The organism is Collinsella sp. AF20-14LB (genome assembly GCF_003459505.1).
Lineage (GTDB): Bacteria > Actinomycetota > Coriobacteriia > Coriobacteriales > Coriobacteriaceae > Collinsella.
In genome coordinates this window covers 43,271-67,654 of the sequence record NZ_QRWD01000013.1, presented here as the reverse complement: position 1 = coordinate 67,654, position 24,384 = coordinate 43,271, and the positions used below count along the sequence as shown (strand labels likewise).

Annotated in this window: 20 protein-coding genes, 1 other RNA gene and 1 pseudogene; 14 read left to right on the top strand and 8 right to left on the bottom strand. The window is 60.4% G+C overall.

What is annotated here, in order from left to right; translation table 11 throughout:
• Nucleotides 1-303: 303 nt before the first annotated feature.
• From DWX63_RS07735 to DWX63_RS07680, 13 genes are all read left to right on the top strand, one after another.
• Nucleotides 304-1,584, top strand: a complete 1,281-nt coding sequence (locus DWX63_RS07735; protein ID WP_158559650.1) for an MFS transporter — start codon at nucleotides 304-306, stop codon at nucleotides 1,582-1,584.
• Between the two features lie 211 nt (nucleotides 1,585-1,795).
• Nucleotides 1,796-2,617, top strand: coding sequence for an HAD family hydrolase (locus tag DWX63_RS07730; RefSeq protein ID WP_117843316.1), 822 nt, complete (start codon nucleotides 1,796-1,798; stop codon nucleotides 2,615-2,617).
• A gap of 502 nt (nucleotides 2,618-3,119) precedes the next feature.
• Entirely contained in the window at nucleotides 3,120-6,617 is a 3,498-nt protein-coding gene (locus DWX63_RS07725; protein WP_117843315.1) for a Spy0128 family protein, read from the top strand.
• Nucleotides 6,610-8,277, top strand: coding sequence for a SpaA isopeptide-forming pilin-related protein (locus tag DWX63_RS07720; protein ID WP_158559649.1), 1,668 nt, complete (start codon nucleotides 6,610-6,612; stop codon nucleotides 8,275-8,277). The genes DWX63_RS07725 and DWX63_RS07720 overlap by 8 nt, the downstream gene beginning before the upstream one ends.
• A gap of 114 nt (nucleotides 8,278-8,391) precedes the next feature.
• Nucleotides 8,392-10,194 (top strand): isopeptide-forming domain-containing fimbrial protein, encoded by a 1,803-nt coding sequence (locus DWX63_RS07715; protein ID WP_158559648.1) that lies wholly within the window; start codon nucleotides 8,392-8,394, stop codon nucleotides 10,192-10,194.
• Nucleotides 10,195-10,932: 738 nt separating this feature from the next.
• Nucleotides 10,933-11,850, top strand: coding sequence for a class C sortase (locus tag DWX63_RS07710; protein WP_158559647.1), 918 nt, complete (start codon nucleotides 10,933-10,935; stop codon nucleotides 11,848-11,850).
• A 345-nt stretch (nucleotides 11,851-12,195) separates the two neighbouring features.
• Nucleotides 12,196-12,507, top strand: a complete 312-nt coding sequence (locus tag DWX63_RS07705; RefSeq protein WP_117843311.1) for an aspartyl/glutamyl-tRNA amidotransferase subunit C — start codon at nucleotides 12,196-12,198, stop codon at nucleotides 12,505-12,507.
• Complete coding sequence (gatA, locus tag DWX63_RS07700; protein WP_117843310.1) at nucleotides 12,507-14,021, top strand: Asp-tRNA(Asn)/Glu-tRNA(Gln) amidotransferase subunit GatA; 1,515 nt, start codon at nucleotides 12,507-12,509, stop codon at nucleotides 14,019-14,021. The genes DWX63_RS07705 and gatA overlap by 1 nt, the downstream gene beginning before the upstream one ends.
• Nucleotides 14,021-15,697 carry an Asp-tRNA(Asn)/Glu-tRNA(Gln) amidotransferase subunit GatB gene (gene gatB, locus DWX63_RS07695; RefSeq protein ID WP_117843309.1) on the top strand — a complete coding sequence of 559 codons (1,677 nt, stop codon included), beginning with the start codon at nucleotides 14,021-14,023 and terminating at the stop codon, nucleotides 15,695-15,697. The genes gatA and gatB overlap by 1 nt, the downstream gene beginning before the upstream one ends.
• A 409-nt stretch (nucleotides 15,698-16,106) precedes the next feature.
• A complete protein-coding gene (locus DWX63_RS07690; RefSeq protein WP_022094642.1) occupies nucleotides 16,107-16,352 on the top strand; it encodes a DUF6110 family protein in 246 nt (81 codons plus the stop codon).
• A 78-nt stretch (nucleotides 16,353-16,430) separates the two neighbouring features.
• Nucleotides 16,431-18,446, top strand: coding sequence for a heavy metal translocating P-type ATPase (locus DWX63_RS07685; RefSeq protein WP_233514509.1), 2,016 nt, complete (start codon nucleotides 16,431-16,433; stop codon nucleotides 18,444-18,446).
• A 143-nt stretch (nucleotides 18,447-18,589) separates the two neighbouring features.
• Nucleotides 18,590-18,943: a hypothetical protein gene (locus DWX63_RS11265; protein ID WP_158559646.1), complete on the top strand. Its 354-nt coding sequence runs from the start codon at nucleotides 18,590-18,592 to the stop codon at nucleotides 18,941-18,943.
• The gene (locus DWX63_RS07680; RefSeq protein ID WP_158559645.1) at nucleotides 18,940-19,455 is read left to right on the top strand and encodes a PIN domain-containing protein; all 516 of its coding nucleotides are present in this window, start codon (nucleotides 18,940-18,942) and stop codon (nucleotides 19,453-19,455) included. Before DWX63_RS11265 ends, DWX63_RS07680 begins: the two co-directional genes overlap by 4 nt.
• Before the next feature lie 58 nt (nucleotides 19,456-19,513).
• On the opposite strand, the gene DWX63_RS07675 is transcribed toward DWX63_RS07680, so the two are convergent.
• Nucleotides 19,514-19,948, bottom strand: coding sequence for a hypothetical protein (locus DWX63_RS07675; RefSeq protein ID WP_117805967.1), 435 nt, complete (start codon nucleotides 19,946-19,948; stop codon nucleotides 19,514-19,516).
• A gap of 239 nt (nucleotides 19,949-20,187) precedes the next feature.
• Between DWX63_RS07675 and ssrA the strand changes: the two genes are divergently transcribed.
• Nucleotides 20,188-20,551: a transfer-messenger RNA gene (gene ssrA, locus DWX63_RS07670) on the top strand.
• 105 nt (nucleotides 20,552-20,656) lie between these two features.
• Here the strand turns inward: ssrA and DWX63_RS07665 are convergent.
• From DWX63_RS07665 to DWX63_RS11515, 7 genes and pseudogenes are all read right to left on the bottom strand, one after another.
• Entirely contained in the window at nucleotides 20,657-20,968 is a 312-nt protein-coding gene (locus DWX63_RS07665) for a hypothetical protein (RefSeq protein WP_117637894.1), read from the bottom strand.
• Nucleotides 20,969-20,971: 3 nt separating this feature from the next.
• Nucleotides 20,972-21,784 (bottom strand): N-acetylmuramoyl-L-alanine amidase, encoded by an 813-nt coding sequence (locus DWX63_RS07660; RefSeq protein ID WP_117843306.1) that lies wholly within the window; start codon nucleotides 21,782-21,784, stop codon nucleotides 20,972-20,974.
• Nucleotides 21,785-21,787: 3 nt separating this feature from the next.
• Nucleotides 21,788-22,093 (bottom strand): hypothetical protein, encoded by a 306-nt coding sequence (locus DWX63_RS07655; RefSeq protein ID WP_117637892.1) that lies wholly within the window; start codon nucleotides 22,091-22,093, stop codon nucleotides 21,788-21,790.
• A 13-nt stretch (nucleotides 22,094-22,106) separates the two neighbouring features.
• Nucleotides 22,107-22,532: a hypothetical protein gene (locus tag DWX63_RS07650; RefSeq protein WP_233514508.1), complete on the bottom strand. Its 426-nt coding sequence runs from the start codon at nucleotides 22,530-22,532 to the stop codon at nucleotides 22,107-22,109.
• A gap of 74 nt (nucleotides 22,533-22,606) precedes the next feature.
• Complete coding sequence (locus DWX63_RS07645; protein ID WP_117637890.1) at nucleotides 22,607-22,852, bottom strand: hypothetical protein; 246 nt, start codon at nucleotides 22,850-22,852, stop codon at nucleotides 22,607-22,609.
• A complete protein-coding gene (locus DWX63_RS07640) occupies nucleotides 22,849-24,051 on the bottom strand; it encodes an RNA-directed DNA polymerase (protein WP_233514507.1) in 1,203 nt (400 codons plus the stop codon). The genes DWX63_RS07645 and DWX63_RS07640 overlap by 4 nt, the downstream gene beginning before the upstream one ends.
• A gap of 192 nt (nucleotides 24,052-24,243) precedes the next feature.
• Nucleotides 24,244-24,381, bottom strand: a pseudogene (locus DWX63_RS11515) (DUF6273 domain-containing protein); the annotation flags it as partial.
• Nucleotides 24,382-24,384 lie beyond the last annotated feature (3 nt).

Here is a 24,384-nt window from a genome sequence, read left to right as displayed (position 1 = left end):
TTGGGGCCAGGCCCGATTTTGCCTCTTGACAATGTCCTGCTCATATTAAAAGGGACAGGTTTATTTCGACAGGTTTTATCTGGGCAAACGCCATTTCCACCACAAAGGGGCCAGGCACCTTTGTGGTGGATTTTGCTTTAGTAGATGTGTGGGACATGCCTTACAATCTACCAAGTAGTTCATACTGAGCGAAAAACGGAGAGAAGGGTCCTGATGCCTCCTTAATGTTTCATGCGGATAGATTGATTTGACAGACGGTGGCGAATACCCACCGCCCGTATTCGTATGAAACAAGGAGTCTCCATGCTCGCATCTCTTCTCTCAAAACCTCAACCTTCGCTGTCCATGCAGGCCAAGCGCCTGGTAGCGATGCGCTTTCTCATCTACACCGGGTTTCAGACCAGCTACTTTATCGGCGTCATCGGAACGCTTACCTATGCGGACGATGCCTCGGTCGTCGCGACATCGCTGGCCGTCCTGTTCATGAACGTTTTCGTGATCCTGGGATCCTTTGCGGGCGGCGCTGCGCTCGACGCATGGGGTCCGCGCCGCCATTTCTTGCTGAGCATCATCGGCGCTCTCGCAACTGGCACGGCAATCATCGCCTTTGGCAGCGCGACCGGCGTCGTCCTACTCGGCGCGGTGTTTCTGGGCTTTGTGATGGGATTCGCCCAGCCCATCGCCACATCCTATCCGGCTTACCTCACCGACGATCCTGTCGAGCTCAAAGACATCAACTCCGCCATCGCCATGTTTTCAAACGTGAGTATCATCGTTGGCCCCACGCTGGGCGGCTTTGTCGCGGCGGCTGCGTCGTCGCGCGCGGTGTTTGTGCTCATGATGCTCTTTACCGTGCTGGCGCTCGTCGCCGGTTGGGGCTTTAGGCCGCAGACCAGCCATGTCGCCGGGCATGCGGATGCCGATTCGGCAGAGGAAGGGGAGCGTGCGGGACAAAGCTCCAACCCCAGCGCATCCTCCCGTGCCACCTTCGCAGCCAGCATCAAGACAGTCTTCACCAACAGCGTTCTCGCCCTGCTGTTTTGCATCATCTTCCTCTCGAACTTTGGCTACGGTGCCTTCGATCCGCTCGAGTCGTTTTTCTATCGCGATGTTCTGCACGTTGGCGTTGAGTGGATGGGCTGGCTCTCGTCTGCCTGCGGTGTCGGCGCGGTGCTGGGTGCCGTGCTCGCGCTCCGCTTGCCGCCGCACCTGGTCAACCTTAAAACGCTGCTCGTGGCGCTTATGTCCGTGGGCCTGGGAAGTCTGCTCTATGTGGGGACACCGTACGTGGGCGTGGCCCTTGTCGGCCAGATCGCCCTGGGTATAGCTTGGGGTGTCGTCAACCCGCTCCACAACACCATTGTGCAGACGACGGCTCCGCTCGAGCAGCTTGGTCGCGTCAATTCGGTCATGGGCTTTGGCAATATGTTCGCTGGTGTGGCCCCTCTGGCGATTGCCCCGTGGCTGGCGGCAACATTTGGCGTACAACGGACACTCGTGGGGGCAGGCATGGTCGTGACGGCGGTTCCCGCGGCACTGCTGCTGTTTGGACGCAATCACTTGGAACGTGCCGTAAAGCAGTAAGAAACCATCACAACATTCGGTAAAAATCGCGATTTTGCCGAAAAACGTCGAATGTTGTGATGGTTTGGCCCGTAGACGCCGCGATCACCACAAAGGGGCCAGGCGCCTTTGTGGTGGTTTTTGCTTTGACAGGCCGCGCCTGCGCCTTGGTATACCATGTACACCATTTCTGACCTCATCCAGCACCGCCGCACAACCCAGAAAGGCCCCCATGGACACCACCTTCAGCCATATCAAAGCCGTGTTCTGCGATATCGACGGCACGCTGCTCACGAGCCAGCACACGGTGTCCCCGCGCACCGTGGCGGCGATCCGCTCCCTGCGCGAGCGCGGCGTGCTCTTTGGCCTGTGCACCGGGCGCGACGCCCACGCGACCGAGGCCATGTACGAGCTCTGGGGCATTGAAGGCCTGGTGGCCGTGCTGGTGGGCTGCGGTGGCGCCGAGGTCATCGACCGTGCGCACGGCATCAACGAGCTGAGCTACCCGCTGCCGGGCGAGACCATCGCGCGCATCTGCAAGCACATGGCGGGCCTGCCGGCAACGCCCGTCTGCCCCCGAAACGGCGTGCTCTATGTGCCCGAGAGCAACGCGTGCGTCGAGCACCTGTCGCGCGTCGACGGCGTGCCCTACCAGGTGGTCGATTTTGCCGAGTTTTTGCGCGATCCGCAGCCCAAGGTGATGTTTACCATGGCGCCCGAGGTAATGCCGCGGGTGATTGAGCGGGCGTCGACGTTTGCCGATGACACTGTTAAGGCGGCAGCTCTGCAAACCACGCAGCGGCTCTACGAGTTCATGGATCCGCGCGTGTCCAAGACGCGCGGTCTTGTGCGCGTGGCAGAGCTCAACGACATGGAGCTCCAGGACATCTGCGTGTTTGGCGATGCCGATAACGACACCTGCATGGTGGCTGACGTCGGCGTGGGCGTGGCCATGGCAAACGGCAGCGCCGCCACCCGCGCCGCCGCCGATTTTGTAACCGCCAGCAACGACAAAGACGGCATCGCGATCTTTATCGAGGAGCATCTGCTGTAGCGCAGGGGGAGAACCACCACAGGGAGGCAGGCACCTTTGTGGTAGTCTCAGGCGATTTAGGCGAATTGATGCCTAAAATCTGCGCGTAAATTCAAATATGGTTGTCTGAGCATTACGCTTCTAACCACCGATGAGTTAAAGATATTCCCATCAATTTGGTAGTCTATTCCTCCCGGTTAATGACCTACCGCTCACGGTCGATTATCGACCGTTCACAGGATGTTTGCTCTTGAGCAAAATGTTGTGCAAATAAATCTAATGCCATTAAAAAATAATACGCAACTAAATTACCAGCAGAAACAACAAATAGATAGCGAATAAACGAAGGCAAATCTGAGAAAATGTCAAGAGAATTAAGAACTTGCACAAAAATGTCGGTTTTGCTGCTCAGATGTTTAAACAATCGTTATAATTGCATCACTTAGCGAGCGCAATTACAGATTGCGCAGATACGTTTGATAGTGAAAGAGCAAGATCGCGGTCTCTTGGGGAGGAGACATCGATGACAGCAAATTCAGACAAATCTAAGCAGAGTAATAAAGCGACGCGCCGTGTACTGGCAGGCGTTAAGTGCGGGGCCTCCGTTTTGAGCCTGGTACTGTCGCTCGTCATGCCTCCGATCTCGCAGGCCATTGCCAATGATGCCCAGACGGTTTCTACCGAGGAAACTGTGATGGGGGGGGGTTCCTCAAGTGAGTCTACTGATGTAGACAGCGCCAACAACGGGGATACCGAAAACAAGAATAGTGACGAGACCGAGGACGGCGCGAGCGAAGACGCCGCTGCTGCGGGCTCGACTGCCGATAGCGTGGAGGCCAAGGGTGTCGTGCAGCCTTCCGACGCACAGCTTGCGGATGATGAGAATAACGATGAAAACGCGAACGCTCCCGCCACCGTCAGTGACGATGGCTATACCGAGGTAAGCAACGATGTTGCTAGGGCATTTACCAATGGCGGCAAGTTCCGACTGACGGGTTCTGTCTATTCGAATCAGCAGATTACCATCAAGAAAGACACCACCATTAATCTTGCGGGAAACATGCTCTACAACCGCTCCGGCGGCTTAGACTCCTTCTTTGTGGTCGAAAACGGAGCCACGCTCACTATCGAGAACACTATCGAGGACTCAGATAGTACAAAAGACGAAAAGACTCCGGTCAACAATGCGCCGGCGGGTCAGCCTGCGATTATGACATGGGAAAGGGGAGACGAGTCTAGCTCTAATGGCGCCGCACCCAAGAGTCTTACTTACTATGAGACTAAGAGCACGCCCAATACAGATAGACTTTGCACCACCGAGACTACGTACAAGCATGACGTTACGGGCTTTGGCGCTATCGTTGCGGCATCGGTCAGCGGTTCCGTAAAGCAAGTGGTCACCGTTAATGAGGGCGGCACGCTCGATCTCAAGGGCGGCATGATTACCACGGCCGCCAATCTGAGCGATAACGGCCATGTGATTCTTTCTATGGGTAAGGTCAAAATCGAAGGCGGTTACGTCACCAACGGCAACCGCGGTGGCTGGGGCGGTGGTCTGTGCATAACGGGCGCGAAAGCCAGCCTCGAAATGACAGACGGTGTGGTCGCGGGAAACAAGGCAGCTTCTGGCGGCGGCGTCTATGCTGACAACGGAGCCACCTTGAAGCTTACGGGTGGAATCATCTCTGGCAACGCTACGTACGGCGAGGCGGATGGTCTCGGTGGCGGCATCTTGGCTTCGGGCGGTAGTGTGACCGTTTCTGGTGGCTACATCACTAACAATAAATACGCCAAGTTTTGCGGCCGCGATGGCTGGGGTTGTCATGGCGGCGCTGGTCTTGCTGCCAATAACGGCGCCCATGTTGCCATTTCCGGTGGCCAGATTACCGGCAACTACTCCGAGGAAGCCGGCGGTGGCGTTTATGTCACGGATGTCAACCGTAATAACCAATCCCGTACGGGTATGGCGTGGCTGAATATCACGGGAGGAATTATTGCCTCTAACGTGAGCTACCGATCTGAAGGTGCTGGCATTCGAGTGGGCCAGATGGTTGACGCGATGATAAATGGATTGTCAAACGATAGCCCAGTCTACATCACAAATAATCACTGCATGTCTCGCTTTGACTGGGGCGGTGGCGGTATCTTCGTCCAGGGAAACTCGAATGAGGGTATGGAAAAGACCGCTGGTAGATTATTTGTATACAACTCGTACATTAGCAGCAATACCGCTGGTGGCTATGGTGGTGGCGTTGCAGTCTGCCCGACGGGCAAGACGTTGGTAACGAACACTAAGGGCACGGCAATCTTTGGCAATAAGTCTGCTGGCAGTGAGCAAAAAGCCACCGGGTACAATTCGGCAGAAAACAAGGGTAATGATGGTACGCCCCATCTTTCAGCTGGTGGTGCTGATGGTTTTGATAAGACTGAAGATCAAGATGCATACAAATCGGAGGTGTTTCGCAAGTACGGTCATGCCGATTTCTTCCTCGCAGCGCGGGGTCACAATACGCCGGTCGCAGTGGTAACCGGTAAGATGCTTGGCGGTGGAGACGCCCGGTACTCGGGAAGCATCGAACTTAAAAAAGCTATCACCATTCCCGTCAACGGTGCTGTTGGGGTAGAAAATAGCATCGGCCTGACCTCGGGTGTTAAGGACGGGGATGAGGCGGCGATTGATGCGCGGAATCGTGCGCAGAATGAAGCGACAACTTTCATCACGGGCAACTATTCCTGGGACCATGGTGGCGGCATCATGTCGAATGGCGACTTGTACCTAGGCGTGCCTGCGGATACGTACGTCTATCCAAGCCTTAAGTTGAAGGCAACCAAGGAGCTGGCCGGCCGCGACCTCAAAGATGGGGAATTCAGGTTTACGGTTTATCGTAAGAACTCGGATACTGCGAAGGCGCCTTCTTGGGAGAATGATAAATTCGACAATGGTGGCTGCGGGTTTGTCGAATCTGCCCAAAATGGCGCTGACGGCCACATCGCCTTTGACCTTAGCGAGAAGCTCGAGCGGCTTCTTAACGACAAACAGCTTCGCGAGCAGTTATTAGCGAATGGTACTGGCGAAATTACATACTACTTGGTCGAAGATACGGGCAATCTTCCTGGTGTCATATACGATCATGCTGTATACGAGATTAAGGTGACAGTCAAATGCACGCCGACTGTACTTATGTCTGTTCCGACACAGGGAAACCCGCATGATACTAAAGATCTTAAGGTCTATAACTTCACGATTGATAGGGTGGACGTGACTAAGAATCCCGGGGGTTCAGCTAACTCGCCGAGGACTGCGTCAGCAGATGCTAATGGGTATTATTCGATCGTCGACTCCAACAGCGCAACCTCCACCAACAAGGCAACCTTCACCAACACGTACGACTCTGAGGTTTCCTGGACTCCTAAGGCGACTAAGGTCGTTAAGGGTGGCGAGATGAAGGAGTTTACACTTCAGCTTGCGAAAGACAGCAAATTTCAACATATCATCGGTACTGCCGTGACCACCTCTGGTAAAGGTACGAAGCAGACGCTTTCGTTTAAGGGCACCGCTGATAAAGAGGTTGAGCTCAAGTATTCGCTCTCTGATATCAGGGATAATCCCGACGACTCGGGCGACTCCGCGGGTGGCCTTTTCAAGACCTTTACGTACTATGTGCGCGAGAAAACCGACGGTTCGCAGTTCTCGCACTACACGTACGACCACTCGGTCTATAAGATTGCGGCCAAGGCAACTGTTCAGCCTGATAAGACTATCAAATGTGAAGTGACCTACAAGAAGGGAACCGTTGACTCCGATGGCAACTGGAAAGCTGACGTCGGTGCCGAAGAACTGAACCTCACCGACGACTCCACCCCCACCTTCACCAACACCTACTCCACCACTCTGCCCCTTTCTGGTATGTCGGGCGTCACTCTGACGTACCTTGCCGGCGCGGCGGTGCTTTGCGCTGCTGCGGTCTGGATGCACATTCGTCGCAAGGCGAATGCGAAGGGAGGCGAGCGTCGTGAATAAGAAAGTTTGCTCCTTCCCGATCTTGTTTGCGCTGCTTGCCCTCCTGATCGGCACCTGCGCGGTTGTGTTCCCCGCTTCCGCGCAGGCCGCGCCGACTTCGACCGGTTCCATCACGGTGAGCGGCACCGTGGCGAGCAGCTACGATGCCTACCAGATCTTTAGCGCCAACGTCGTCGACGGCGACAGCGACGCCAAGACCTTCACCGACCTTGTCTGGGCAAGCGACGCCGTGCGCGACGCCGCGCTGCCTGTGCTGCACAGCGCCGGCATGCCCAATTCCCAGACCACCGCGCAGAAAGCTGCCGAGTGGCTCAACACCGATTCCCACCTTACGGGCGCGCTGAGCGCACAGCTCGCTCGTTCCCTCCAGAGCTCTGGCGCCGTGTCCGTGGCCCTTAACGCGGGCACGGCGGCCAAGCTGCCTAGCGGCTACTGGCTCATCGTCGCCGACGACGACGCCATCGCCCAGGGCGAGGTCGGCACCGCGCCGATCATGGCCCTGGTGGGCGGCGGCGCCGTCACTGTCAAGCCCAAGGCCGCGACCCCCAAGGTGTCCAAGCATGTGCTGGAGGACAGCACCGCCGCCTGGCAGAAGGCCGCCGACGCCACGGTCGCAGACGACCTGTACTGGCGTCTCTCTGCCACGGTCCCGGCCGGGCTCACCGCCTACGACACCTATGCGGTGCGGTTCGTCGACACCATGGGCGCGGGGCTCGACCCCTCCAAGGTGGCCGCGAGCATGCGCGTGTACGTGGCGGCGGGCGCGGACGGCGGCTTCGACGCCGTCTCGGCCGACAAGGACGGCCGCGTCGGCACCGAGCCCGCGAAGGGTTGGACCGACATCACGGCCCAGTGCGCCACCAAGATAGCGGCGGACGGAACCTTCACCGTGCGCACCGGCGACCTGATCGCCGCGCTCGGCGGGGCCGACGCCTTCACCGCGGGCGCCCGCGTGGTCGCCGTGTACAACGCGCCGCTCAACAGCGCATGCAACCACGGCATCGCGAAGGGCAACCCCAACGAGGCCTACCTGTGCTACCCGCGCTCTCCCTTTGCCGACCAGTCCGGCGACGCCGGCTTCACCCGCACGCCGAGCGACGACGCGTGCGCCTACACCTGGGATCTCGCGCTCACCAAGCGCAGCAGCGACGGCGACAAGCCGCTTGCCGGGGCGGTCCTGAGCATCGCCGACGACCGCGGTCGCACGCTGGCGGCCGACGGCACGTGGGATGCGGAGGGCAAGGCCACCGTCACCACGGGCGAGGACGGCCGCGTGACCGTCTCGGGCGTGGACTCGGGCAAGCTGGAGGTCTGCGAGCTCAAGGCGCCCAAGGGCTACACCGCCTTCGAGGGCACGCGCTGCGTGACGGTCAAGGCCGAGAGCCTGGACGTCGACCAGGTGGCCGCCGCCAAGCCCAAACTCACCATTACGGCCGAGTCGCCCCTGCGCGCCGACAGCGCGGACGGGTCGACGGGCAGCCTGGAGGCGTCGCTCATCAACACGCCCACCGGCACACCCCCTAGCATTACCACCGGAGGCTTTATGCCCTCGACTGGCGATATGGCAATGTACGCCGCGGCCGCTGCAGCGGTCGCCGGAGCTGCACTGATCGTGGTCGCGCTCCTGGTCAAGCGGGGAGGTGGCAGCCATAAAGAGTAGCTGGCAGCCCCACAGAGAGCGGGGCGAGACGTAGCGAAGTAGATGCTAAGACACAGACAGATGATGATCGATCGAATGAGAATCAAACGGAAAACGGAGGAAAAGAAGATGAGCATGAGCAAGAACATCGCACGCCTGGCAGTAACCGCCGGCCTCACGGCAGCGCTGAGCTTCGGCGGAGTTATGGCGCCGGTGACCATGGCGTTTGCGGCTGCGGGCGGCGCGGGCAGTATCACGATCAGCCAAGTTGAGGGTAACGCGAATACTACGTTCAAGGCGTACCAGATCTTTAAGGCCACGGTGACCGATACGAATGGAGTTAAGACTGCTCAGGACATTACGTGGGCGAGTAGTTCGGTTGGCCAGAAGGTAATTACAGCCATTAGGAATGACTGGAAGGCTTATAACAGTTTAAGTGATTCTGAAAAGCTTCCTGCGAAGCCTACGCCTCAGGAAGTCGCGGATTTCATCACTGCGCATGCGGGAGTCTGCACCGCGGGGTCGGAATCGACCAAAGGAACACGAATTGCGACCGATAATATTCTCTATGCAGTTGCGAATGCCATTAGGGGTGAGGAGCCGGTCAAGTCGGATATCGTCGCTGGCACCGCTTGGACTCCCGAAACTTCGAACGGTAGCGGTTATTACCTGTTTGTGACCAATGCTCTCAGCGATTCGTCCAAGAAGGATACCGGCACGTCCCCGATTTTTGCTGTTGTTGGCGGTAATGCTGTAACTGTAACTGAGAAGACCAGTATCCCTACCGTCGGCAAGCAGGTACTTGCTTCGGCGCCGAATGATCCCACGAGCGCAACTGGTTGGGCTGGCGTTATCGACTCCCAAATCGGCCAGGAAGTGACCTACAAGCTTACCGGATCGGTCGCCGATAACTATGCCACCTACGATTCCTATGCATATAAGTTTACGGATACTCTTTCGAGCGGCCTCGAATACGTAGATGGTTCGCTTAAGGTCTATGCGGTGAACAATGGCGCTTATACGCCCATCAATAGCGGCTATGACGTTACTTTTCCAAATGAGAGCAGCCGCGTTTTGACAGTTAACTTTGCCGTTGACAAGGACAACAACAAAAAGGGCCTCAAGGATATCCAGAGCGTAGACGCCAACACCCAGATCGTTGTCTTCTATAAGGCGAAGCTCAACAAGAATGCCGTTACCGGTAACGGAAATGGGGAGAAGAAGGGTAATTTCAATACTGTTAAGCTCGAGTACTCCAACAACCCCTATGTCGAGGGAACGGGAACGTCCGTCGAGGGCAGTGCCGGAGACTTTACTTTCCAGCTCAACATTAACAAGGTCGATCAGGGCACCGAGAAGGGCCTTGGGGGTGCCGTCTTTACCATCAAGTCTAACAACAAATATGTTGCTTCAAAAGACGGGAATGGTTTTGTCGCAGGCGAACTTGTGGACGCTGCCGATAACAGCGACCTTCCCGAGTATGTAAAGTTCGCGTCTACGGACGAGGGCAAGATCGCTGTGAAAGGTCTCGATGCCGGTACCTACACAGTGACTGAGATTGAGGCACCGAACGACAAATATACCGTCGCTAATCCCTTCACATTTACTATCGAGGCAAAGTATAAGGATAATGCGGCGGAGCTTGAGAAGATTACGGTTAGTCCTTCTCAGAATGACGAGCGTCGTTCCGATGTCGCCCTCGGCACCCTTAACAACACTCCGGGTGATAATACGCTGACCGCTACGGATAATACCGCTGCCAATGTCCAAACTGGTGAAGTCAACATCACCATCGGCAACACCAAGCAGGTTGGCCTCCCGCTGACCGGTCTTAACGGCGTGACCTTCACCTGGATCGCTGGTGGCGCGGTGCTGTGCATCGGCGTGGCGCACCTCATCCGCAGCCGTAAGCAGGCTGAGGAGTCCGAGCAGGAGTAACGCTCGCTCACCCATCCCTTTGGCAGGTGGGATGTGATGGCCATGAGACTTGCGGACACTTTTCTCGTCCATCCACGTTCTTGCTTTGCCATTCTCTTTTCGGGGCAGACTCCGCACTGGAGTCTGCCCCGTTTTTTTTGGACATAGCAGCCGGGGCGCCGTTGCTTGCCGGATCGAGCGTATGATTAGCGAACAGATGTTTGCAAATATTGCGTTTACCAGCTGTGGGTGCATACGCTCGCAGTAAAATGGCTTTGCGACGCATCCCGTGCGCGGGCGGCCGACGACTCGATCGGAGGTCCCCAAATGCTGAAATTCCTTAACGCGCTCGCCGCCCTCGCGGCGGTGGGCACGTTCGTCATCGCGTTTCTTGACTCGTATGAGGTTCGGTTTAAGGTCCGTAGGCGCACGCGCGGTGCGGACGGTAGAAGGCATTTGCGCCGCAAGCGCAAATAAGAATGCCCGGGGTTCGGAGCCCGGGCATTTAACAAAAGCTGAAAACTAGGCCGCCCGCGCTCCCAAACATTTACGCGGGGTGCGTCGTTTTCCATTGATATTGTATCCCGAATCGCCCCGCCGATCCGGGACATTTTGAAAACTCAAATGCTGGCTTATCCTCGACTGGACGGTGCAGTCTAACTGCGTTGTCCGGCGCAGGGGCTCGCTAATCGGCTATTATTTGTTTAGACAACTTGAGTTGTAGAGGAGTGACCGGCGATGGTGCAGGGCGCCAAACATATGAAGAGCAATAACGCCGCGGACAACGGCGGCTCAAGCCCTCAGCCCAAACCTCAACCAAAGCCCAAACGGCGTCGCAAGCGACTGCCGCGCTGGGCCGACCGGCTCATCACCATCGTCATCATCCTTATTGGCGTGGGCCTTATGACCTGGCCGTGGATCTTGGACCGGCTCGAAGCCTCGGGCGTGTTCAACCAGATCAGCACGGTGTCCAGCACCGTGGACGCGCTGTCTGCCGAGGAGCGCGAGCGCATCCTGCTCCAGGCGCGCTCCTTTAACGAGCAACTTGCCGGCGAGGTCACCGAGCTTCCCGCCGACCAGATCGAGCCCTACGCTCAGCAGCTCATCTTTGACCGCGACCCCATGATGAGCTGGGTCGAGATCCCCTCCATCGACGTGAGCATGCCCATCTACCACGGCACGAGCGAGGAAGTCCTTATGGCAGGCGTCGGCCACCTGGAGGGCACGAGCCTGCCGGTGGGCGGCACCTCGACGCATTGCGTGCTCACCGCGCACTCGGGCATGCGCAACCTGAGCATGTTCGACGACATCCATTCGCTGGAGCCCGGCGACCTGGTGCTGCTGCACACCATGAACAAGACGCTCGCCTACAAGATGGTGGACTCCGAGGTGGTTCTGCCCGAAGAGATGGAGTCGCTGACCATTGAGCCCGGCGCCGACAAGGTGACGCTCGTTACCTGCACGCCCTACGGCGTGAACGACCATCGTCTGCTGGTGCATTGCATGCGCACCAAGTACAGCAAGAAGGACGTCGACAAGCAAAAGTCGCTGGCCGGCCGCCACTGGGGCAAGCGCGAGTTTGCCGTGCTCATTGTGGTCGTAGCCATTGTGCTGTTGCTGCTGGACATCGTGATCCACGCGGTCCGCAGGCGCCGCAAGGCCAAGGCCTCGGCATAAGACATTCTTCAGAACCACCACAAAGGGGACAGGCACCTTTGTGGTGGTCGGGGCTTCCAAACCATCACAACATTCGATGAAAATCGCGATTTTGGCGATAAGCGTCGAATGTTGTGATGGTCTTCGTTGTGGGCGGGACGGTTTTCGTTTCGGGCGAGATGCTTTTCGTTGTGGGCAGTACGGTTTTCGCTATGGACGGTGCGGTTTCGCTGCAGAATCGCCAGCCCGCCGCCTGCCAGCCGCCGTCCTCGTTACGTTTTCGCTGCATTTGGGTAAAGCACCTGCTCCAAGCGGCGTTGCCTTGTATACTAGAGCGGTTTATCTGTTATGCGGAAGGGAGCGCCTATGGCACTCAGCGAGAAAGACGTGCGCGGCATCGGCGAGTACGCAAAGATCGCACTGACCGATGACGAGCTCACCCAGATGACGTCCTATATGAACGACGCCGTCCAGATGCTCGAGCCCGTCTTGCAATATGACTTGCCCGACGTGGAGCCCACGTTCCATCCCATCGGAAGCCTGTCCAACGTGATGGGTGACGACCTGCGCGAGCCCGAGCGCGATCTGCCGCTCGACGTCGCGCTCGAAAACGCCGGCAGCGCGCGCGACCGCTACTTCCGCGTGCCGTCCATTTTGGGAGAGGGGGAGAGCGAGTAATGAAGCTCAATCTCGATCGATTCACGGCCGCGCAGCTGGCCGAGCACGTTGCCGCCGGCGATTTCTCTGCCACCGAGGTCGCGCAGGCCTCGCTCGAGGCCATCGAGGCGCGCGAGGGCGGAGTCCAGGCATTTCTGCAGGTAGCGCCCGAGCTCGCGCTTGAGGCCGCTGCCAAAATCGACGCCCGCCGCGCCGCTGGCGAGGCTCTGCCCCCGCTCGCGGGCGTGCCGCTGGCCATCAAGGACAACATGAACCTCGTGGGTACGCGCACCACCTGCGCTTCCCGCATGCTCGAGAACTACCAGAGCGTCTACACCGCCACTTGCGTCCAGCGCATGCTCGACGCCGGCTGCCTGCCCATGGGCAAGGCCAATATGGACGAGTTTGCCTTTGGCAGCTCCACCGAGTCCTCGGCGTTCCACCGCACCAACAACCCCTGGGATACCGAGCGCGTGCCCGGCGGCTCCTCGGGCGGTTCCGCTGCTGCCGTCGCTGCGGGCGAGATCGCGCTCTCACTGGGCTCGGACACCGGCGGCTCCATTCGCCAGCCGGCGTCGCTGTGCGGCGTGGTGGGCTTTAAGCCCACGTATGGCGCCGTGAGCCGCTACGGCGTGGTGGCCTTTGGCTCGTCGCTCGACCAGGTGGGCCCCTTTGGCCGCACGGTCGAGGATGTCGCGCTGGCCATGAACGCGCTTACCGGCGCGGGCCACGATCCGTACGACTGTACCAGCCAGGATTGCGCCGTCGACTTTACCGAGCATCTCAACGACAGCATCGAGGGCAAGCGCGTGGGTATCATCCCCGCGTTTATGGAGGCCGAGGGTCTGACGCCTGAGGTCAAGGCCGCTGTTCAGCGCGCCGCCCAGGAGCTGCAGAACCAGGGCGCCGAGCTGGTCGAGGTCGACCTGCCGCACCTGGACGCCGCCATCGCCGCCTACTACGTCATCGGCCCGGCCGAGGCGTTCTCCAACCTGGCTCGCTTCGACGGCATTCGCTACGGCTACCAGGAGGAGGGCTGTGCCAACCTGTCCGACCAGAGCTCGCTTTCGCGCGCCCACGGCTTTGGCGCCGAGGCCAAGCGCCGTCAGATGCTCGGCGCCTACCTGCTGAGCTCGGGCGTGTACGACAAGTACTACTACGCCGCGCAAAAGGCCCGCACGCTCATCATGCAGGACTATGACGCCGCGTATGCCAAGGTGGACACCATCCTCATGCCCGCCTCGCCGCGCACGGCCTTTAAGTTTGGCGAGATCAGCGACCCCACGCAGATGTACCTTTCGGACCTGTACACCATTTCGCTCAACATCTGCGGCAACGGTGGCATCTCGGTGCCGCTGGGCCTGGGCGAGGACACTCAACTGCCCGTTTCTGCCCAGCTGGTGGGTCCGGCCTTTAAGGACCGTCAGCTGCTCACGTTTGCCCGCGCCCTGGAGCGCGGCTTTGCCGATGCCGCCACGGGTGCGCCCGCGCTTTCCGTCGCGCCCGATTTTGCCGGGAAGGGAGGCGAGCTGTAATGAAGGAGCTTTCCGAGGTCCTGCAGGATTGGGAGGCCGTGATCGGCCTGGAGATCCATACCGAGCTCACCGCACTCGATACCAAGATGTTCTGCAACTGCAAGCTCAGCCATGATGACGAGCCCAACGCCAACGTGTGCCCGGTGTGCCTGGGCCTGCCCGGCGCCCTGCCGGTGCCCAACAAGCGCGCCATCGAGAGCATCGTCAAGGCCGGTCTCGCCACCAACTGCGAGATCCAGCGCCACTCGATGTTCTACCGCAAGCACTACTTTTATCCCGATATGGCCAAGAACTTCCAGACCACGCAGGGTCCGGTCGCCTTTGCCATGTACGGTCACCTGGATCTGGATGTGACCGGTCGCGGTGCCGCCGAGCGCCCCGACTGCGCGTTTGGTGAGGCCGAGGCCCAGAGCCTGGCGAGCGCCTCGGCCAACGCCGAGGGCCTGTCCACGTCCATGACGTCGACCATGCGCGAGGGCAACCAGCGCGCCGGCCACCTGGCCAGCTATGATGCGTCCAACTTGCAGATGCCCGAGCGTCGCGAGGACGGTTCCTACACGGTGCCCATCCGCATCCTGCGCATCCACATGGAGGAGGACGCCGCCAAGATGGTCCACGTGGGCGGTGCCGAGGGCCGCATTACCGCCGCGGCCGAGTCGCTCGTCGACTACAACCGCTGCGGCACGCCTTTGATTGAGCTCGTGACTGAGCCCGACTTGCGTACGCCCGAGGAAGCGCGCCTGTTTATGGAGAAGCTCCGTCGCATCTTTGTGACGCTGGGCATTTCCGATTGCTCCATGGAGAAGGGTTCCATGCGCTGCGACGGCAACGTGTCGCTGCGCCGCCGGGGCGAGACCAAGCTGGGCACCAAGACCGAGCTCAAGAACCTCAACTCGTTTAAGAGCCTGCACGACGGCCTTGCCTACGAGATTTGCCGTCAGGCCGAGGTGCTCGAGGAGGGCGGCATCATCTATCAGGAGACCCGCCACTGGGAGCCCAGCCGCAAGCGCACCGTGGTCATGCGTGTGAAGGAGACGGCCGACGACTATCGTCTGTTCCCCGATCCCGACCTGGCGCCGTTCGATCTGGATGACGAGTTCATCGACCGCTGCCGTGGCGAGATCCCCGAGCTGCCCGATGCCAAGCGCGTCCGTTTTGAGGCCGACTTTGGCATTAAGACGGCCGACGCCGAGCAGATCGCCGGCGACCCCGAGTTTGCCGAGTTCTTTGAGGCCGCCGCTGCCGGAATGGCTGGCAAGGAGGCTCAGACGGTCGCAAACTTGCTGGTCAACGAGATGATCGCCTACCTTAAGGGTGCGGGCGTCTCGCTGGCCGAGTCCGGCATCGCGCCGGCTCAGGTGGCAGCGCTGGCTAAGCTGCTGGCGACCGATGCCATCAGCTCCAACCAAGCGCACGAGGTCTTTGAGGCCATGGCCCAGACAGGCGACGATCCCAACAAGATCGTCGACGAGCGTGGTATGCGTCAGGTGAGCGATGCCGGTGCGTTGCAGCCGATCGTGGACGAGGTGCTGGCAAACTGTGCCGATCAGGCGCAGCAGTATCGTGACGGCAACCAGAAGGTCATCGGCTTTTTGGTGGGCCAGTGCATGAAGGCAAGCCGCGGCAAGGGCAACCCGAAGCTCTTCAACGAGTTGCTGAGAACGTCGCTCTCGTAAACGGGAACCCGGGAGCCCCGGCAGGGCGGGTGCTTCCTCAAAATTTCAAACAGTCCTGCGCAAGACGAAGGCCACATTAAGTGGCCTTCTTTGCGTGCGGAACTCATTTTGAGCAAGCACCCGCCCTGCCGGGGCTCCCGGGTTCTGCAACGACTCGGCCGTTCGGGTCAGGTGGGGCTGGATTGAATTTGGTGAATGAGGGCGCCGTTGGCGCTCTCATTTTTTGTGGATATGGTGCAGGGACGGTCCCTTGGTCACATTGCGCACCAAGATTTCCAAAAAGTTAACCTTTGTTGAACTTAATAGTTAGATAAACTAAACTATTTTCCAAAAGTGTGCTCGAGCAAACTTGTTTACTCGGGTGCTGAGGCACCGTGCCGCGTCCAGTGCGGCAAAAGGGAGAAGCAACATGAAGAAGTCGACGTTTAACACCCTGCTTGTCGGTGGCGGTTTTCTGCTTGGTACGGCCGGCATCAAGCTGCTTACCAGCGCTCCGGTCAAGAATGCCTGCGTGCAGGGCATTGCGTGCGGCATGCGCGTCAAGAACTGCTACCAGGACATGGTCGAGCAGGCCAAGGCTAATGTCGACGACATGGTTGCCGAGGCTGCCTACATCACCCAGAGCGAGGCCGCTGCTGACGAGGCAGCCGAGTAACGCTCCCAGGCACAAACTATGAGATTCTCGATTATCAGCGAGATCCCCGGCAGGACCCGTCTTCAATTGGCGGGTCCTGTGCCAGAGAGCGATCTCGACGCACTTCTTAAGCTCAGCGGCGATATCGACGGCGTGCACAAGGTACGCGTTTATGGCCGTATTGGCCAGATGGCACTCGAATACGACGAGTCGCGCCGCGATGCCGTGCTGGCCGCCGTCGGTGCGCTCGATGCCCAGGCCATTGCCGACGCAAAGACGGGTTACGTGATGCAGCTCGAGCCACGCAAGCACAAGCTCGTCATGGATCTTGCCACACTTATCGGCGCCCACTACGCGCGCCGCTGGTTCTTGCCGACGCCTCTGCGTGCGGTGTTTGTCGTGGCCGGTTACATGGCATTTTTGCGCGCTGCCCTTCATGAGCTCGCGCAGCCGCGCCTGACCGTTCCCGTGCTCGACGCTTCGGCCATCGGCATTTCGTTCGTCAAGCGTGATGTCGACACCGCGGGCCAGACGATGTTCCTGCTCAACGTGGGCGAGCTGCTCGAGGACTACACCCGCGCCATGAGTGAAAACGAGCTCATCAACTCGCTGCTCGATGTGCCCGACAAGGCGCAAAAGGTTGTCGGCGACACCGAGGTAAGCGTTGCCGCGACCGAGCTTGAGCCCGGCGATCTGGTCGCCGTGCGCACCGGCATGTCCATCTGCATCGACGGTGTTGTCGAGCAGGGGAGCGCTATGGTCAACCAGGCGACCCTGACCGGCGAGCCGCTGGCCGTCGAGCGCAGCGTGGGCGACGACGTGTTCGCCGGTACCGTCGTGGAAGACGGCGGCATCTTGGTGCGCGTGCGCGCCAATACGGCGCAAACCAAACTGCGCTCAATCGTCTCGCTCGTGCAGACGGCCGACTCGCTCAAGTCCGAGGGCCAGTCGCATATGGAGGACCTTGCCAACAAGATCGTCCCGTGGAACTTCCTGCTCGCGGGCCTAGTTGCGCTTACTACCCGCAGCCTCATCAAGACCTCGGCGGCACTGATGGTCGACTACTCGTGCGCACTCAAGCTCACGGGTTCCGTTGCCGTCATGACCGCTATGAGCGATGCTGCCAAGATGGGCGTCATGGTCAAGGGCGCGAAGTACTTTGAGTCGTTTGCCAAGGCCGACACCATTGTCTTTGATAAGACCGGCACGCTCACCGAGGCGCAGCCGCGTCTTGCCTGCGTACTCACCACCGATGGCTGGAGCGAGGATGAGGTCCTGCGCCTTTCCGCTTGCCTGGAGGAGCATTTCCCGCATCCGGTGGCGCGCGCCGTGGTCAATGCGGCATGCGAGCGCGAGCTCGAGCACCGCGAGCGCCATGCCGCTGTCGAGTACATCGTGGCGCACGGCATCGCTTCGTCCATTGAAGGACGTCGCGCCATCATCGGTTCCGCGCACTTTGTATTTGAGGACGAGGGCGCACAGCTCGAATCCGACATCAAGGAGCGCATTGAGTCCCAGATGCAGGGCCTGTCGCCGCTGTATCTGGCGGTCGATGGAAAGGTCGTCGGCGTGCTCGGCATCGAAGATCCGCTCAAGCCTGGGGTCCGTGAGGCCATCGCCGACCTGCATGCGCTGGGCGTCAAGCATGTCGTTATGCTCACGGGCGATTCCGAGCGCACGGCCGAGCGCATTGCGCGCGAGGCGGGTGTCGACGAGTTTAAGGCTGAACTGCTGCCCGAGGACAAGTACGCCTATGTGGAACGCATTAAGAGCGAGGGGCGCCATGTTGCCATGGTGGGCGACGGCGTCAACGATTCGCCGGCGCTCGGTTTGGCCGACGTGGGCCTGGCCATGGGTGGCGGAAGCGACATCGCCAAGGAAGTCGCCGATATCATCCTGACCGATACGGATCTGGCCGCGATCGTGCGCCTGCGCCGCATGAGCCAGGGTCTCATCGACCGTCTGACGAGTTCGTATTCCAAGGTGATGCTCACCAACTCGGCGCTGTTGGCATTGGGTATTACCGGCATGATCACTCCGCAGACGTCGTCACTGCTGCACAACGGCTCGACAATCGCCTATAGCTTGGGCAACTCAAAAGCGTACCTGCGTTAGCAGACGTGTTTGCCCACGTTATCTGGCCTGCGCCCAGACGGCATCGGTGTCGTCCGGGCGCAGGCCTTTTGCGTTTGAACATTTGCTAGCTTCTCTATATAGTGTTGCTAGCAAGGCTAGCAATTGAAGGGAGCGAGATCGACATGGGTGCTGTTAGCGGCATGGCGCAGGTGAACGTTCGCGTGGATCGCCAGGTCAAGGACCATGCGGAGGAAGCGTTGCGGCTTTCGGGCGGGTCACTGCCCGAGCTCATCAAAAAGGTGGTGGCCAAGGTCGCGCAGGGTGGCGGGCAGTGCGAGGAAGTGCTTGCGGCCGTCGACGACCGGCGGCAGACCGTCGCGCACGATACTCCGTTCGCCGCATCATGGGCGGCGGCGGATCAGCTTTACGCGGACCTGGGCATCGCTACGTCGCCCGTATCCGACAATCGCGATTGGGACACAATCTATTCCGAAGCCATGGACGAGCGCTATCGCCAAAAGGGGATGATCCTGTGAGCGGGGCTCCCCTCAAAATAATGGTGGATGCCAACGTATGGGTTGATTCGTTTTGCGTCGACCATGCCGAGTCGCTTGCCGCGCGTGCGTTTATTGGGCAGGCGACGGAGGCGGGGGCATTGCTGTTCTTTCCGGTGCATATCGCCAAGGACGTACTGTATGTTGTACAGCACGAACTGAAGCGCAGCGTTCTTGCCAGCGGGGGAGCGCTCGGCGAGGCTTCTGCCCGCGCGATTGGCGATGCGGCGCTGGCGTTTGTTCGGAACATGACCGAAAACGCCACGGCCGTGGGTGCAGATGCGTCGGACCTTTGGCTGGCCGACAAATACTTAGCGCTCCATCGCGATTACGAGGACAACTTGGTACTCGCCGCATGCAAACGCGCCCAGGTCGATTACTTGGTGACCAACGATCGAAAACTGCTCGAACATGCCGATCTTGCAGCAAAGACACCTCGTCAAATGATGCCGATTCTTGCCTTGGCCGAATGCGGCGGCGCGGCAATCGGTTGACGCGAACTGTTTGCGGGCCTCTTGGACGACGATGCGCCAAGGGGCCCGCGTCTGCTATTTACAAAAGCTCGGCCTTGATGGCGGGACTTTCTGCGAGCTGCTCGGCTGCCTTTTCGTCGGAGCTGTCGAGTGCTGCCAGACTGCGGTAGACCCACTCGTTGACCTGGGTGTTCTTGACGCCTGCGGTCTGCATAAGGGCGCCTACCTCGCGGATTGCTGCGAACAGATCGGCCTTGGGACCCGCGAGCTCGACCTCGATACCGTGGTAGGCGGCCACGCCGCGGTTCTCACTCACGTGGTCGATAAAGCCCTCGACGGTCTCAAGCTGCTGGGCGAGAGCTGCATCATCGTCAACGTCCAGCGCGACGAGTGCGTTCGATACCGTGAGGGCGGGATGTCCGCAGGGGACAAAACCCTCGATGACATCCATAGCTTCGGTAATGGTTGAGCCCAGGCCTGCGAGGGCATCGACGAGTTGCTGCTTGGTATCCATAACGGTCCTTTCGACGGGTCAATTTTGCTTGGCGAAAATATACGTGACGCGATCGGTAACAAAAGTGCGAAGTGCGGCGCACATTGGGGTCTTCACAGCTCGTGCATAGAACAGCTGTCCGCTTTCAGAACGTGGTAAGATAACACTCCACAAGCGGGGCTCGCCCCGTATGTTCCTTGAAAAGTCGACGGTTATCGGGTGTTTGCAGGCCCGATACCATCCAGACTTTCCCGACATTCGGGGGCGACTGGTTTCGACACGATAGCTCTGAGAGAGGAAGCAAGCCGAGGTCTCCTCGCCTCGTTAAACAGGGGTACCGTCAAATTGAATTGACAACAACTCTTCTTTTGAGCCTATGGCTCTCGCTGCTTAATTTATAGCGGCGCGTCAACCCGGTGATTTCCCCGACACCGGCGCGACGTCATCTTAGGGGAATGCTCCTGCGCACGTAATCGGTATGGCGTGGGCTAAGACCGAACCGGTTAGGACGTCACGAGCGTGTCGCTGCGCGCAAGGCGTCCGAGACTAAACCAGCGACTGAGCTTGGAGATGCCAATCAGGGGGCTTTCGTGGACCGGAGTTCGATTCTCCGCGCCTCCACCAACTGTTCAGTAGGCGAACACATACGTGTGTTCGTCGTTAGGCGGGCGTTCGTATTGCTCGTCAGATAGAAAGAAGCCGCTCCATACGGGGCGGCTTCTTTGCGTTCTAGGCCTGCGGCATGATCTCCTGCTCGCCGTCCTCGTCCATGTACGGCATGAGGAACACGCCGCCCTGCTCGGTGGTAAGCAGCAGGTACTCGCGGTTGTGCTCGTCGCACACGATTTCCTGGCCGATGCCCTCGGGCAGGTCGTATATGGGGCCGTCCGTGCGGGCTTGCCTCACGGTCACGTCTTGCGCTCCCATGGCCTGCGACGCGCAGCTGGCGGCGGCCAGGACGATGAACAGCAGGACGACCGCCGCGAGGATGGGGCCGCACCCGCCGTTGCGCTCCTCGTCTGCGGGGCTCGGGTACGGCATGGCCTATCCCACCTTCACCAGATAGTCGTCGGCCTCTGGCTTGCCCGTGGCCTTGCCCACGGCGATGTAGCGCGTTGCGCCGCTGTAGCCCGTGTATCGGCCCCACACGTAGCCGTCGGCGATCTTGTACCAGTTATCCAGCGTCACGGTCTCGCCGCTGGAATAGTGCGCCACCTCGGTGCCGCCCAGGCCGGGGGCGTCGCGCACGCGCAGGTAGTCCACAGTGCAGCGGTAGGTGCCGCCGAAATTCTCGGTCGTTTCCTGCTGCGCAGGCTGCGGCTGCGGGACGGCTGCGGGGGCGCTTCCAGCAGTGATGCCGAAGCATTCCAGGTAGATGCGCGCCAGCTCGTCCAGGTTGCCGTTGAGCTTCTCGCGGTCGCCGTCGTTGTCGATGAAGCCGTTCTCGCACAGGCGGTAGTTGATGCCGCGCGCGGCGGCTCGGTTCGGGTTCGCGAGGTCGGAACGGCGCGCCAGCTTCTCGGAGCGCCCGGGCATGAACGCCGCCAGCTTGTCGGCCAGCGCATTGTCGTACTCGTCAGGCTCAAAGCCCTCCTTGATGATGACGTGCGCGCCGTGGGCCGTGGCGATGCCGCTGGCGTCCATGTGCAGCTCCACCACTGGCGCGTCGGTACTCAGGCGGTTAAGCCCGCCGTCGGCGTACCAGTTGCGGGACGTATCGCCCAGCTCGACCTCGGAACCGCCCAGTTCCTTGATTCGCTGGCCCAGGGCGCGAACGCGCTCGGCCTCGGTGTAGCCGCCTGCGCAGCAGCCGGGGTCGCCAGCGCCGTGGCCGCAGATGATGAACAGTTTAGCCATTGCCTACTCCTTCCCGCCTACGGTCACGCCCAGCAGGGCGTCGAGCCACTTGGATGTGATGCCTACCGACTTGAACAGCGTGTAGGCCGCCTGCACGCCGCCTACCACGGCGAAGGCGCACGTGACCCATGCGCCCGGGTCTGCGGGCACGCCGCCCACGAAGCCGGTCACGACGCCCGCCAGGAGCGAGCAGCCCAGCGCCAGGATGCGCGCGGCCTTGCCGGTCATGGCCTCGGTCTTGATCAGCTGCACCGCGAACGGCACGGCGAAAGACAGCACGATGGCTGCGATTGCTTGCATTTCTGTCATTTCGGATTCCTTTCTATCGAGCCGATTCCTTGTAGAGCAGGTCAACGCGGTCGGCGATGTGGTCGACCTTCGCCGCCATGCCCTGGCTGCGCGCCTGGCTGTTCGCCAGGTCGGCGTGCAGCACCTCATTGGAGGTCACGACGGACTCCATGAGCGCCTTCATAGCCTCCATCAGCGCGTTGCTGCGCTCCATCTGCGCGGCGATGCGGCCCTCCATCTGGCTGCGCTCGCGGTCGCGCTGCGCCCGCTCGTTCACCTCGTCCTGCTTTCGCTCTTCGCGCTTGAGGTCGATGTTCGCCTTGCGCTCGTTCTGGGCCTTGAACTCTTCAAGGAACTGCTTGCCGAAGTACAGGACCACTAGGACGAGCAGTGCGCCGAAAAGCGACCCGGGGCCGTACGGCGCGAAGATTTCCAGCACGTCGGTCATTCGTTTTCTCACCTCCTCGAATCGCTGCCGCGATTGTCCGCGAGGTGTCGCCGGGCAAAAGAAAAGCGCCCCCGAAGGGGCGCTCGCTACTCCTGCGGCGCTTCCGGCTGGTCGGGCTCCATGGCTTCCAGCTCGTTGATGCGGTCGCGCCACGTCTGGCGCTGCGAGATGATCTCGGCCACCTCCTTGGCAGCTGCGGCGATGGCCGAGAGCAGGTCGGTGATGGACGATGCGGAGAAGATGCGCTCCACCGCCTTCATGACCTTGTAGTCGCTCTGCTCAAGCTGCTGCTTGTAGCCGTTGATCTCCCCGGCGATTTCCTGTTCCGTCATGGGTCGCTCCTTCCGTTGCTAGGGTAGGGGCATGTTCCCATCCGTGTCGCCTCCAGGTTTGGATTGCATTGAGCAACCCCCCCCGCGGGATTTCCGAACAGGCTGCGGTACAGCGCGTCCATGGCCCGCACGCTGCGGTGCGCGTCCAGCCGCTTCATGCCTCCGCGCCAGCTCTGGTAGCTCTGCTCCACCTGCTCGGGGGTCATGATGCCATCGGCGACCATGCGGGCCATCTTCTTGAGCTTGCGGCGCTCCCGCGTTATGGAGTCTCGGCACGGCTTCACGACTATGCGGCCCGTCTCCGTGTAGAAGATGCGCTTCTTCAGCCACGTGAAGCCGCGCGTCAGCTTCACCACGCTGGTCTTGCGCGGGTTCAGCGCGATGCCGAGCTTCGCGCACTCGTGCTCTATCAGCAGAAGGCACACTTGCAGGTACTCTTTGGACTCGTGGATCAGGTAGAAGTCGTCCATGTAGCGCCCGTAGGCCTCGGGGCGCAGCATCTCGGCCACGTAGTGGTCGATGCAGGTGGGGTGGGCCACGGCGCATATCTGGTTCGGCTCGCTGCCCAGCCCCAGGCCCACATCGCCCTGCGCGTCTATCAGGCGGTGCTCAAGGGCGACCACGCGCGGGTCGAGCAGCGCGTCGGCCACCTGCCGCTTGACCGGCTCGTGGGCAATGCGCGCGAAGTAGTCGGAGAAGTCGCCCAGGAGGATGTAGCCCTCGCGGCCGTGCCGTCTCCAGTGGTCGGCCAGGTGGCGCTTGAGCAGCTTCAGGGCGTAGTCGGTGCCGCGCCCCTTGATGTTCGCGGAGTTCGCGGCTATGAGCGTGGGGACGATGGCGGGCACGAGCGCGTTCTGGGACAGCGACTTCTGCACCACGCGCTCCGGGAAGTGCACCGCGCTGATGTGGCGCAGCTTCCCGCGCTCCCACAGGTCGAAGCGGATGAAGCCTCGGCATATGTCGCGGCCCTCCAGCAGGTCGCGTCGTGACTTGACGGCGTTTCGCAGGTAGTCCTTCATGTACCGCTGCGTCGACGACTTCCACATCACGCCGCGCGCGGCCTGCTTCGATGCCTCGCACAGGCTGTTGAGGTCGGCCACGGACTCAAGCGTGCACGCCTTCACGCGCTCGGCCTTGGCCCTCGCGCGCTTCTCCTCGCGGCGTTTTCGGCGCGCCGCCCGCCTTTGCTCGGAATTCACAGAAGGCACCCCGCACGGCTTCCAATGTGGCTCTGACAGCCGCTTGAGGTATGGCCATGAAACGCGGCGAAGCCACGGAGCGCCGCGCCATGCAAGCAGCGTCCGGCCACCCTCGCGGGGTGCGTATTTACGGGCGCATGCCCGACGGTCGCGCCTTCCTTCCTCTCCGCGCTCTGCTTTCGGCCGTAGGGCCTACTCGGTCTGGCAATAAGGGAATCCGGGGCGGGGGCGAACCCAGACGTTCGTCGCCGAGTTGTAGTTGGCATTTCCGTTGTTGTTGACGTAGCACACGTTGGACGAGGAGCCAGACGCAACGGAACGCAACCACCAATT